General features: G+C 43.6%; 9 protein-coding genes and 1 pseudogene. 7 read left to right on the top strand and 3 right to left on the bottom strand.

The genetic code is table 11. The features are described from left to right. Nucleotides 1-65: 65 nt before the first annotated feature. The 7 genes and pseudogenes from T391_RS08785 to T391_RS0104140 all read left to right on the top strand — a co-directional run. Nucleotides 66-140 (top strand): annotated as a pseudogene (locus T391_RS08785) (hypothetical protein); the annotation flags it as partial. 2 nt (nucleotides 141-142) lie between these two features. Next, a complete protein-coding gene (locus T391_RS08695; protein WP_244874350.1) occupies nucleotides 143-292 on the top strand; it encodes a hypothetical protein in 150 nt (49 codons plus the stop codon). Nucleotides 293-696: 404 nt separating this feature from the next. Beyond that, entirely contained in the window at nucleotides 697-3,498 is a 2,802-nt protein-coding gene (gene napA, locus T391_RS0104160; protein ID WP_027327276.1) for a nitrate reductase catalytic subunit NapA, read from the top strand. A gap of 6 nt (nucleotides 3,499-3,504) precedes the next feature. Next, nucleotides 3,505-4,269: a ferredoxin-type protein NapG gene (gene napG / locus T391_RS0104155; RefSeq protein WP_027327275.1), complete on the top strand. Its 765-nt coding sequence runs from the start codon at nucleotides 3,505-3,507 to the stop codon at nucleotides 4,267-4,269. After that, complete coding sequence (gene napH, locus T391_RS0104150; RefSeq protein WP_027327274.1) at nucleotides 4,269-5,174, top strand: quinol dehydrogenase ferredoxin subunit NapH; 906 nt, start codon at nucleotides 4,269-4,271, stop codon at nucleotides 5,172-5,174. Before napG ends, napH begins: the two co-directional genes overlap by 1 nt. Further along, nucleotides 5,161-5,673, top strand: coding sequence for a nitrate reductase cytochrome c-type subunit (locus T391_RS0104145; protein ID WP_027327273.1), 513 nt, complete (start codon nucleotides 5,161-5,163; stop codon nucleotides 5,671-5,673). The genes napH and T391_RS0104145 overlap by 14 nt, the downstream gene beginning before the upstream one ends. A 123-nt stretch (nucleotides 5,674-5,796) precedes the next feature. Beyond that, the gene (locus T391_RS0104140; RefSeq protein WP_027327272.1) at nucleotides 5,797-6,144 is read left to right on the top strand and encodes a chaperone NapD; all 348 of its coding nucleotides are present in this window, start codon (nucleotides 5,797-5,799) and stop codon (nucleotides 6,142-6,144) included. Here the strand turns inward: T391_RS0104140 and T391_RS0104135 are convergent. The 3 genes from T391_RS0104135 to T391_RS0104125 are packed head-to-tail and all read right to left on the bottom strand — an operon-like array spanning nucleotide 6,141 to nucleotide 11,559. Further along, complete coding sequence (locus T391_RS0104135; RefSeq protein WP_027327271.1) at nucleotides 6,141-7,370, bottom strand: TolC family protein; 1,230 nt, start codon at nucleotides 7,368-7,370, stop codon at nucleotides 6,141-6,143. The two genes, T391_RS0104140 and T391_RS0104135, sit on opposite strands and share 4 nt — an antisense overlap. Further along, on the bottom strand, nucleotides 7,367-10,513 hold the full coding sequence (locus tag T391_RS0104130) for an efflux RND transporter permease subunit (RefSeq protein WP_027327270.1): 3,147 nt from the start codon (nucleotides 10,511-10,513) through the stop codon (nucleotides 7,367-7,369). The genes T391_RS0104135 and T391_RS0104130 overlap by 4 nt, the downstream gene beginning before the upstream one ends. Then, nucleotides 10,510-11,559 carry an efflux RND transporter periplasmic adaptor subunit gene (locus tag T391_RS0104125; RefSeq protein WP_027327269.1) on the bottom strand — a complete coding sequence of 350 codons (1,050 nt, stop codon included), beginning with the start codon at nucleotides 11,557-11,559 and terminating at the stop codon, nucleotides 10,510-10,512. The genes T391_RS0104130 and T391_RS0104125 overlap by 4 nt, the downstream gene beginning before the upstream one ends. Nucleotides 11,560-11,566: the final 7 nt, after the last annotated feature.

Raw genomic sequence — 11,566 nt, 5'->3', positions numbered from 1 at the left:
AACACTTATGGACTTATCCTAGAAGTCCAAAGCAAAATGCTCACAATGAAAGATTTAATAGAACAATACAAGAGAGTTTCATTCAATACAACCAAGATTTACTCTTTAAAAAACCAAAAAGATTTGAAGAGAAGTTGAGAGAATGGCTAGAGATTTACAATACAAAAATCCCCCACAAGAGTTTGAACTACAAGACACCAATGGAGTGTGTGATAGAATGGCAGAATTCAATGGAGAAAAAGTGTCAAAGGTTATGAACTTTTACAATTTATTGAAACTTTGGCTAGATTGAGTATAATGCCTCTTGTTTTTGAAAAATCGAGCTATTAAATTAGCTCAAGAAAGGCTCTTAGAAGCTCAGCCAAAGCGACTAAGAGCTTTATGATGTGGATAAATAGATCCATAGTTACCACCTCCTTTCACAAGGAAGCGTCCTTCTTCAACACTCGCTTAAATTATCTCATATTTCTTGGTGATTGATTGGATGATCGATCAAGATTTGTGTGCTTTTGTGCCCTGATAGATTCGATACTCATCGCATTTAAGTGTTACCAAACTAATCAGTTTAAGAGTTATCCACTCCATCTGTGCAAGATTTTCCCTTATTCTCTTACATCACGACTATAATTTAACCTGTTTTGACTTCAAAACAAAGCCAAACTAGCATCAAAACAAGGAGAGAGAATGCCAAATCAAATCAATCGTCGTGATTTTCTGAAGAGTTCTGCCATTATGAGTGCAGCGCTTAGTGTTGGCGTAGGAGTGCCACAAAGCCTCCAAGCTAAAGCCCAAAAAGGGGAGCAAAACTGGAGGTGGGATAAGGCTACTTGTCGTTTCTGCGGGACAGGCTGTGGGATCATGGTCGCTACCAAAAACAACAAAATCGTCGCTGTCAAAGGAGATCCGGAAGCACCTGTCAATAAAGGGATCAACTGTATCAAGGGATATTTCTGTGCCAAGATCATGTATGCACAAGATCGCTTAGTTCAGCCCCTTTTGCGTGTCAATAGCAAGGGAGAGTTTGACAAAAAAGGTAAATTCCAACCTGTAAGCTGGAAAAAAGCCTTTGATGTGATGGAAGAGCAGTTTAAAAAAGTCTATAACCAATATGGTCCGACTGCTACGATGGTTTTTGGCTCTGGTCAATACACAATCCCAGAGGGATATGCGGCAGTGAAGCTTTTCAAAGCGGGATTTAGAAGCAACAATATCGATCCAAATGCACGCCACTGTATGGCAAGTGCTGTGGCAGGGTTTATGCAAACTTTTGGTGTGGATGAGCCTGCTGGATGCTACAACGATATCGAACTCACAGATACAGTCGTGACTTGGGGAGCCAATATGGCAGAGATGCATCCCATCCTTTGGAGTCGTGTCACAGATCACAAACTCACCAACAAAGACAAAGTCAAAGTCATCAATCTCTCCACTTATCGCAACCGCACTTCAGATCTTGCTGATATTGAGATCATCTTCAAACCCTCTACGGATTTGGCGATCTGGAACTATATCGCCAGAGAGATCATCTACAACCACCCAGAAGCGATCGATCAAGAGTTTGTTCAAAAGCATTGTGTTTTCACGACAGGATTTGTCAATATCGGCTATGGACTAAGAAATGATCCTAGCTCACCTCATGTCAGTGATAAAGAGCGCGATACAGTCAAGCAAGAGGTGAGCAAGACGATCAGTGCTACAGAGGGCATCAGCTTGCAATATCTTGGACTTAAAGCTGGAGATCAGCTTGAGATGAGTAATGCAAGCAAAGCAGGGGCAAACTGGGAGATTAGCTTCGAAGATTTTAAGAAGGGATTGGAGCCATATACTCTTGAGTTTGTCGCTGAGATTGCTAAGGGCGATGATGATGAGAGTTTGGAAGAGTTCAAACAAAAGCTTCAAGCACTTGCCAACTACTATATCGAGAAAGATCGCAAGGTCGTAAGCTTTTGGACTATGGGGATGAATCAGCACCAAAGAGGAACATGGGTCAATGAGCAAAGCTATATGGTGCATATGCTTCTTGGGAAGCAGAGCAAGCCTGGAAGTGGTGCATTCTCTCTCACAGGACAGCCAAGTGCATGTGGAACAGCACGAGAGGTAGGGGTATTCTGCCATCGCTTACCTGCTGATATGGTGGTCAATAACCCCAAGCATCGCGAAGTGAGTGAGAAGATCTGGAAGATCCCTTCTGGCACACTCAATGGCAAAGTCGGTGCTCATTATCTTGAAGCGATGCGACAAATCGAGGAAGGTAAGATCAAGTGGATTTGGGTCGCAGTCAATAACCCCTTCCAAAACACAGCAAATCTCAACCACTGGATCAAAGCAGCAAGAGAGATGGATAATTTTATCGTCACAAGTGATTGTTACCCAGGGATTAGTGCAAAGGTCGCAGATCTGATTCTGCCTAGTGCGATGATGTATGAGAAGTGGGGAGCTTATGGAAATGCAGAGCGACGCACACAGCACTGGAGACAGCAGGTCGTCGCACCAGGTGAAGCGATGCCTGATATCTGGCAGATGACAGAGTTTGCTAAGCGATTCACACTCAAAGAGGTCTGGGGCAAAGACTATCCTGAGCTAGGGATGAAATCAGTGCTTAATGAAGCCAAGAAAATGGGCTACAAAGAGAGTGATACACTCTATGATGTGCTCTTTGCCAACAAAGAAGCCAAAACATTCTCTTATGGAAAAGATGAAGTCACCAAAGGATTTGAAAATACAGAAGCACTTGGGGATTTCAGAAAAGTCAAGGGTGGTGATGGCAAGGTCTATCAAGGCTGTGGATTCTTTATCCAAAAATATCTTTGGGAAGAATACAGGGAGTTTGGCACAGGGCATGGGCATGATCTTGCTCCATTTGATGTCTATCACCATGTGCGTGGCTTGAGATGGCCTGTGGTGGAAGACAAAAATGAAAAACTTGGCTGGAAGGAGACCAAATGGAGATTCAATACTGAATATGATGTCTATGCCAAGAAAGCAGCGGCTAATGGAGAGAAGTTTGCGTTTTATGGACACAAAAATGCTTCTATCCCCACAGGAAGCCTGTCAGCCCCAAGTGATCAAACTGTCAGTATCCACAATAAAGCCAAGATCTTCTTACGCCCCTATATGGATCCATGTGAAATGCCAAACAAAGAATATCCGATGTGGCTATGCACAGGACGCGTGTTAGAACATTGGCATAGTGGGACGATGACAATGCGTGTGCCTGAACTCTATCGTGCGGTGCCTGAAGCACTCTGCTATATGAATCCCAAAGATGCTCAAGAGCAAGGGATGAAGCAAGGAGATGTGATCTGGGTAGAAAGCCGACGCGGGAAAGTCAAAGCAAGGATTGATGTGCGTGGAAGAAATAAGCCACCAAAAGGTCTTATCTATGTGCCTTGGTTTGATGAGAATGTGCTTATCAACAAAGTCTGTCTTGATTCGACTTGTCCGATCTCCAAACAAACAGACTTCAAAAAATGTGCTGTGAAAATTTACAAGGCTTAAAATCCAGTGGAAAAGTTTAATCCCGAGAGAAGAAAAGCTATTCTCAAATGGGTCAATGGAATCGGGGCTTTGAGTTTAGGAGCAATGGTGTGGAGCACACATCTAAATGGCGTAAGTCGCCCTATCGCTCTGCGTCCCCCCGCTGCTGGAAGCGAGGAAGAGTTTCTTGCAAGCTGCATCCGCTGTGGATTGTGTGTGGAGGCTTGTCCTTATCTCACACTCAAACTCGCAAGTGCAGGAAGCGATATCCCATCAGGGACACCCTACTTTGAGCCAAGAAATATCCCATGCTACATGTGCAAAGACATTCCTTGTGCCTATGCCTGTCCAAGTGGAGCACTAGATGTCAAGCGCTTAAGCCATGGGGGAGAAGTGAGCATCAATGAGGCTAGAATGGGTGTAGCAGTGATTGATACGACGCACTGCATCGCCTATGGTGGGATCCAGTGCGATGCGTGCTATCGGGCATGTCCATTGATTGGGAAGGCGATCTTTCTTGAGTTTCGTCATAGCCAATTCACCAATGAGCATGCTGAGCTTTTACCCATGGTTAATGCAGAAGTCTGCACAGGGTGTGGATTGTGCGAGAGGGCTTGTGTCACACAAACTCCGACGATTCGGGTTTTGAGGCGTGAGCAGGTATTGGGAAGTGTTGGAGAGCACTATATCCGAAGTTGGAAAAGTGGAGATGAGCAACGCATCTTAGAATCAGGTGTGCCATCTTCACAGCGCCAAGATGCTCTAGACTACCTCAATCAAGGAGGTTTCTGATGGGACGCATGAGAAGTTTGCGATTTCTTGTGATGAGGAGGCTTGTCCAAATCGGCTTGCTAGCTCTTTTCATCTTGGGGAATTATGCTCTCTTGGAGCTTAAAACTCCCAATGGAATCCATCAAGAAGGTTTGCTCAATACGCAAAGTGCAAGCTTTGAGGGTGTATTGATGAGCAAAGAAAACTTCAGCCATCTCTTAAGTGGGAATCTAAGCTTTAGCAAAGTGCTAGATACCATTCCTTTGAGTGATCCGTTTGCAACCTTGCAGCTTTTTGTCGCTGGGGGGAGCTTGGCACTGGATGTTTGGATCGGAGCCTTGATCATCAGCTTGTTTTATGGAGTATTTGCTGGGAGGGCGTATTGTGGATGGGTGTGCCCAATCAATCCCATCACAGATCTGAGTGCGTGGCTACGACGCAGATTTGCTCTCAAAACTTCTTTGCTTTCATTGCCTAGAGGATTCAAATACCTTGTCTTACTGGCAAGTCTCATCCTCTCAGTCCTCTTTGGTGTAGGGGCATTTGAGATGATCAATCCTGTCTCAATGCTTCATCGTGGGATTGTGTTTGGGATGGGGTTTGGAATCTTGGGCATTGGAGCGATCTTTTTGTTTGATCTATTTGTGCTCAAAAATGGTTTTTGTGGGCATATTTGCCCTATTGGTGCGACCTTTTCGCTGATCGGAAAATTCTCAATACTCAAAGTCAAACACAATGTGCAAAATTGCACAAAATGTATGAAATGTATCGAGATATGTCCTGAGAAGCAAGTCTTAGATATGGTCGGAAAAAGAGATGCACAAGTCACACAGATGGCTTGTCTCAAATGTGGAAGATGTATTGATGTTTGCGCTGATGATGCGTTGAACTTTAGTATTTTAGGAGGAAAAAATGAAAATACATAAGATTGTCATGTGGGGGTGTGTTGTGCTAAGCCTTGCTGGAGCAAAGGCAGTGAGTGATACAGAGCTAGGACTTCGCAATGTGCCACTCAATAATGAAGACAAAGTCAAACTTCAAGGTTTCAAATACAGCGACAAGGCTCCTGGTGAGAGCAAGGTCTTTGAGCGAGCTTATGAAAATGCTCCGCCCATGATCCCTCATGATATAGAGGGTCTCACAGACTTCACACAAAGTACCAATGCCTGTCTTGATTGTCACTCAGTTGAAGTGGCTCAAGATATGGGTGCAACACCTGTGCCAAAATCCCATCTTTATGATTTGAGAAACTCCAAATCCATCACAGAGGGGATCGCTGATAGCCGCTGGAACTGCACACAGTGTCATGCTCCACAAGCACAGCTTAAGCCTTTGGTAGGCAATACTTTCAAACCCGAATATCGCGATAGTGCGAGTAAAAAATCCTCAAATCTCTTAGATGTCATCAATGAGGGTGTGAAATAATATATGACCTCTGCGCTTGCAGAGGTTTGCACCCAAAAAGAATCATTCACCCTCCAATATTTCTAAGAATCCCTTTATGCTCTGATAGAATCAGCACTCAATCCCAACACAATAGGAATTAAGATGAATATCTCTAGTGCAATTGTTTATTGTCAAAACACTCCAGAAGAAACCCAAGAAGAGCTCAAAGGAATCCAAGGCTGTGAAGTGCATCTTATGGATGAAGATAAGCGCATCATCATCCTAAGTATCGAGGCAGAAAATATTGAGGCAGAGATGCATATCCTCAATGCAATTTCAGCCCTCCCTAGTGTGCTAGAAGCCCATCTTCACTATAGCTATAGCGAGGAAGAACTAGAGCAAGCACGCGCCAACATCTCTAGTGAGGTCTCTCCCATCTTAGATGATGAAACACCTATTGAAGAAGTCCGATATAGCGGAAGTGTTTATAACCAGATGTATAAATCTTAAAAACCAAGAAAATAGCCTTTGTTCCCTCCTAGGAGGTATTCGACATAAAAAGAACTCTCCCAGATGGCGTATTGGGATTTGAGAAGATTGGCCTTGGCATTTTTGAGCATCAGTTCAGCATCAAGGAGATCACTTGAGGTCTCAAGCTTTTGTTTATAGCGGTTGGAGACGATGCGGTAGTTTTCTTGGGCGTTTTGGTTGGCTTTGATAGAGAGGAGATATTGATCCTTGGCTAGATCAAACTCACCGATGGCTTTTTTGAGCTCTGTGAGAGTATCTCTCTTAAAAGCAGCGATCTTGGATTCCAAAGCCATAAGTTCATGTTGTTTGGCTTGGATTTTATAAGAGTCTTTGAGGCCATTGAAGAGATTGAGGGAGACACCTAGCCCAATGAAGAGCTGAGACTCTCCATAATAGCGCCCTCCAAAGTTATAATCTCCTGAGATTCCCAGATCGATCTTGGGATAATAGGTGCTTTTGAGTGAGGAGATCTCATAGAGAAGAGCATCTTTACGCCGCTGCATCGCTTTGTATTCTGGCTTGTATTCAAAGATAAGTAGGCTTAGACGATCATAATCCATCTCTTCTTGATTGAGGGGAAGGTCTTTCATCTCTTGGAGGTTGATGGGCATCTCTAGGATGCTTTCAAGTGCGGAGAGAAGATAGTTGAGCTGTGTGGTGTTTGAGTTGATTTCTAATTTGGCACTTGCAAGACTGACTTCTACACTTAAGACATTGTTTTTGGCCCAGATGCCCTGTCTATAAAACTGCTGAGCTTGTTTGAGCTGGAGCTCTAGAAGATGGGCAGATTCTTTGGAAATCTCTAAAAGCCCCTTGGTGAGAAGGATTTGGACATAGAGTTTTTTGGTGAGGTATTTCATCTCTTCTTGCACACGGCGCATCTCTTCTTCTTGGGATTGGATGTATTTCTCTTGCATTTTGATGGTGTTTTGGTCTTTGAGGCCATTGAAGAGATTGAGAGACATCCCTAGAGCGACTTTGCTTCCTGTAGAGTTACTTGGAGCTAGATAAGCACTTTTGTAAGAGAGATCGATTTTGGGATAGTAATCACCCCTATAGGCTCCTAACTCACTTTTGAGTTTTTCCAAGATGGCCTTTTGCTCTTTGATTTTGTCACTTTTTTGGAGAACGATCTCAACACTCTCATAAATATCCAATGCCCCAAGCCCCACGCTTAAAAAAATCCAGCACAATATTTTTCTCAATGTTTTTCTCCTTTGGTGCGATGTTCTCTAGAGATAAAAAAAAGCAAGATCGCAGGAATAATAAAAATCGTCACAAATGTAGAAAACACCAATCCCCCCACGATGACTGCCCCAAGCCCACGATAGATCTCGCTACCACTTCCACTAAAGATGACAAGTGGCAATAATCCACACACACTTGTAAGCATACTCATATAGATGGGGCGTATCCGACTAAGTGTGGCTTCAAAGATGGCAGGATAGGGAGTGAGTTTGTATTCACGGATATTGATCAAACTCTGATAGACGATCAAAATCGCATTATTCACAACACTTCCTACAAGGATGATCATTCCAAGCATCGCAAGGATGTCCATAGGCTGAGGTGCGATATAGAGATTTGTGAGTTTTAAGCCAATAAAACCCCCCACTACAGCAAAAGGAAGCGTGAGAATAATGACAAATGGATAGACAAAATTCCCATAAAGTGCGCATAGAAGAAGATAGGTAATCACCACAGCAAGTGTGAATCCTCCTAGGAGCTCTTGCTTGGTCTGCTCTAGCTTATCTGCACTTCCTTTGAGAAGAACTTTGGTGTGTTTATCAAGCTGAATGGATGGAAGGACTTGGGTATTGATCGTCTCAAGGGCATCTTGAAGTGCCATATCTTTAGGTGGGATGACGATGAGCAAGATACTTCTAGCACGCTCATAGTGACGAATCTGTGTGATGCCATATTCTTCTTTGATCTGAGCAAGAGAATAGAGAGAGACGACATTGCCTAGGGGAGTATAGACTTGGGCAAAATTGAGATCTTCTGGAGCAAAGGATGAGTATTGGTTGGATTTGAGGACTAGATCGATATTGCGTCCGCTTTGAGTTTGATATTCACCGATAGTTTTGCCACTGAGAAATGTGCTAAGGATCTCTCCAAATCCACGCGGATCCATCCCATTGAGTGCTAGTGCTTGAGCATCTGGATAGAAAGTCAGCTCTTTGTTGTTGATCTCAAGGGTAGGGATAGCCCTCACACTTGCTTTGGGAATCTTTTCGCGAATTGTTTGGATGACTTTGTGGGCATCCTCACGCAAAGTATCTAGCTGCACACCTGTAAGATAGACATCAATACTCAATCCACCATTACCCGCATCAAAGATACCCTGCTGAAAGACATTACCTCGCACTGAGGGAATATTGTTGATATCTTGCTGGAGTTTTTTGGTGAGATCTCCGATGCGTTTAGGATCCTGAGCGATGGCACCAATCATCATAAAAGATTCATTACCGATGAAAAATAGATCTTTGATAGCTGGTGGATCTTGTGGTGATGAGGGGGTGTAGCCATTGAGACTTAGATATTGTTTGTTTTGTTCATAAAAGGTCTGGGCGATCTCTTTGCGCTCAGTGTAAGATAGACCTGGTGGGGCACTTAGATAAGAGATAGCAAAGTTTTGATCTCCACTTGGGAGATAAGAAATCCTTGGAAAAAGCGCACCATAGAGCCAGATGCTCAATGCAATAAAACCACTGACACAGACAAGTCGCATCCAAACTGAGGAGAGGATGATCTCAAGCAAAAAACGCATCGTTTGATAAAAATACTTACCGATGAAATCTAGGGGAGCAAATACCCAATCTGCAATCCGCCCAATCCATACGCCAATCCCTGCAATAGAGCTACTATGCTCTTGAAGCTTATAAGTAAGCATCGGGACAACAAAAAGTGAGACAAAAAATGAAATCAATAAGGCAGAGGTCGCAGAAAGTGCGATGTCATAAAATAGCTGCCCACTCTCACTCTCCAAGCCCAAAATCGGGACAAAGATCGCCACAGTCGTCAAAACAGAGGCAAAAATCGCCCCCACAACCTCACGCGTGCCATCGATACAGGATTTGTAGAGAGATTTGCCTTGAGCTTTGTGACGCTGGATATTTTCTAGCACAACGATGGCATTATCTACAAGCATACTGATGGCAAATGAGATCCCTGCAAGAGAGACGACATTGAGTGTGCGATCAAAAAATACAAGGATCACAAAAGTCCCAAAGATACTCACAGGGATCACAAATGCCACAACAAACACAGAGCTAAAGTTGCGCAAAAACACAAACAAAATCATGGCAGCAAAGAGAATCCCATAGAGGATATTTTCTTGGACAAGTGCGATAGCTTCCAAGATGTATCCACGCTGATCCCTACTCCACTCAAGCTTAAGATGATGATCTGCTAGGATGGTGGAATTGAGGCGCTGGACTTCTTGCTCGACTGCATTTGTAAGCTCTAGGACACTTGCAGAAACACTTGGATGGATGCGCACAGAGATCGCATCTTGATTGTTGTGAAAACTATAGACTTGAGTTTTGGCGAAACCTTCTTTGACTTCAGCAATATCACGGAGAAGAAGGATGCGTCCTCCCTCACTTTTGATCACAGTATTGTAGATATCATCGATGGATGCAAATTTGGAATTGACACGGACACGATAACTTCTTGAACTATAGTCCAAAACACCTGCTGATGTATTTTTGTTGGCTTTGGTGATAGCAGAGATGACTTCTGAGATGGTGATATTGTTGTAGGCTAGAAGCTTAGTATCTAGCAAGATGTGCATCTGCTCATCACGCCCACCCCACACGCTGACCTCCCCCACTCCTTGGATACGCTCCAAAAATGGCACAACATTTTCGACAAAAAAGACGCGTTGATCTTGCACAGAGAGATTGGGTTGGGTGGAGTGCAAGAAAAGGTAGATACTTGGGGGGATGCTCTCTCCACTAGCTTTGATGATGGGTCTGCCCACATCGCTTGGATATCCCCTCACTTCTTCAAGTTTTTGTGAGACTTGCAAAAGAAGTGTATTGAGATTGCTGCCTTGCTTGAATTCAAGTGTGATACTCCCTCTTCCTTCTCTAGAGATGGAAGTCATACTTTGAAGAGATTCTAGGCTTTTGAGTGCTTTTTCTTGGGGAGAGATGATTTCTGCTTCGACTTCATAGGGACTGGCATTTTTCCAGCTTGTGTAAATACTGATAATGGGATAGACGACCTTGGGTGTCAGCTGATAGGGAAGCTTATAGAGTGCAATCCCCCCAAAGAGAAAAACAAAAATAATCCCCACTAAAACAACAACTGGATATTTGATCGCGCTTTTGATGAGATTCATACAAGATTCACTTTTTGCTCGCGTTGGCTTAGACCTTCTTTGACCTCTGTGCCTTCTTGGAGACGATATTGCCCACGATAGATGACGCGTTCTTTGTCTCTAAGATTACCGCGCACCACAGCGATATTTCCCGAGATTGCAAGCACCTCCACACCCACTGCGACTGCTTTTCCTTGGCGTATGACAAAGATTGATGGGCGGTTGCGATACTCAATCACACTATCACGAGGAATGATATAGCCTTGGCTTTCACCCCCACTTTTGAGCATCGCACTTGCTGCCATCCCATCAAAAAGCTTGGCATCATTTGGAAGAGTGATAATGACTGGAAAGGTCCTAGAGCGGCTATCAGCTTTGGGAATGATGGCTTTGATTTTGCCCGTGTAGTTTTTTTTGTTGATATTGACACTGATAGAATCTCCAAGTTTATTGAATGCAAGGATGGAGCTTGGCACATCTACAATGGCTTCAGGACTAGAATTGTTGAGAATCTCACAAACCCCATCACCAACTTTGATCCACTCACCGATATTGACATTTTTCTTGACAATGATTCCATCAAAGGGGGCTTTGATCGTCTTTTGGGATAATTCAACGCGTGCTTGATCTAGCTCTGCCTCAAGTGAGAGGATTGTGAGATCTTGGACTTGGAATTCATAGTTTAGCTTTTCGTATTGTTGGAGTGCAATTGAGTCGGTCTCTAAGAGGTTTTTGTAGCGCTCTAATTCTTTGAGCTGGTAATCTTTGAGAATCTTGGCTTGCTTGAGTTTGGCTTCTTTGGATTGGATATCCTTTTGTAATAGATCAGAGCTCAAAACGACTAAATCATCTCCCTTTTTCACTTTGGCACCAAGCTCAAAGAGTACCTTTTCGACAACCCCACTACTTTGGGAGGCAATCTGGGAATTTTCCTTGAATCGCACGATGCCTAGAAACATATTTTGAGAATCTAAAGATCCCTTTTTGATCGCCTTAGAACTCACTATCGTGGGCTTACCCATCATACAGACCATCATCACCATTACCAAAGTGCAAACTTTCCTCATCTCGCCC

This window comes from Helicobacter pametensis ATCC 51478, assembly GCF_000518225.1.
In the GTDB taxonomy this organism is placed as follows: Bacteria; Campylobacterota; Campylobacteria; order Campylobacterales; family Helicobacteraceae; genus Helicobacter_G; species Helicobacter_G pametensis.
This window is presented reverse-complemented; position numbering and strand designations above follow the sequence as displayed.